Below are 972 nucleotides of genomic sequence, written 5' to 3'. Positions count from 1 at the left end.
CATTGTTCCAGTGTTGGTCAATGATTGGGTCTGGGTTGCCTGTTAAGCCGCCTGCTAGATTAAGTAGCTCACCCCAAACTTGGCGTGGCGATTGGTCGCCGTACAAAGCATGAACTAGATCGCCCCATGAACTCATTGCTGCAATGGCTTTTACGCGAGGGTCTTGCGCTGCACCTAGTAAGCTGATGCCTGAGCCGTAAGAAATACCCGCTGTTGCGATAGCGCTCTCGTCTACAGGGTAGTTAGCAATCAAATAGTCGATTACTGTGCTGTAGTCGTTCATGTCTTTTGGGCCAGCTGTGTCAATTAAACCGCCAGACTCGCCGAAACCACGCGTTGCATAATTCAGAACGATATAGCCTTTATCTGCAAGCTCTGCAGCTTGTTGTAAGTATTGGTATTCGTTCATTGACCAGCTATTGATGAAAATAATTGCTGGCGCAGTACCTTGAATATCTGTAGGAACAAAGATGTTCGCCGTTTATTCAACGCCATCAAATGCGGTAATGATGATGTCGTCATCTGTTGTGTAGTTCTCTGAATCTGGGAAGTTTGGAGCGCCTAATAAGCCGCCTGCAAAGTCTAGAATAGGAACAGAGCCTGAACCAGTCGCACTAGCCATTTGCGGAGACAAAGCTACCGCAGCACACATTCCGAGTGCAGTAAGGGCTTTTTCATTTTAATCACCTGTCGTATGTGTTTTTTTATATTTATTTGCGGGGGGGAAAGAATAGGAGTTGAATTCCCTAACGACACTTTCCGATTTTTATTTTTATTGTCTAAAAAGCGTAATGCCTTACGCGTTCGTATACTATGCATCAAAAGGACAAACATATTTAGAAAGGGGCATGCTGTATAAAATGGGACGTATTGCTCGGGTTAAGATTACGACTGTTAACTATTGAAGAGGCGTAAAAATAATTCTAAGTTTTTAGAAGGATGCCTGAATATCTGTGCTTTGTGCGCCTGAAA

2 protein-coding genes are annotated in these 972 nt (G+C 44.0%); both read right to left on the bottom strand.

Translation table 11 applies throughout. From position 1 onward, the window contains the following. On the bottom strand, window positions 1–424 hold a 424-nt coding region (locus A3739_RS28000; protein WP_231877016.1), incomplete at its 3' end, for an alpha/beta hydrolase. A 57-nt stretch (window positions 425–481) separates the two neighbouring features. Beyond that, a complete protein-coding gene (locus tag A3739_RS29445) occupies window positions 482–652 on the bottom strand; it encodes a hypothetical protein (protein ID WP_156502545.1) in 171 nt (56 codons plus the stop codon). Window positions 653–972 lie beyond the last annotated feature (320 nt).

It is taken from the genome of Oleiphilus sp. HI0067 (assembly GCF_001635735.1).
The sequence above is the reverse complement of the archived record's forward strand: the minus strand, read 5'-3'. Positions and strand labels throughout refer to the sequence as shown.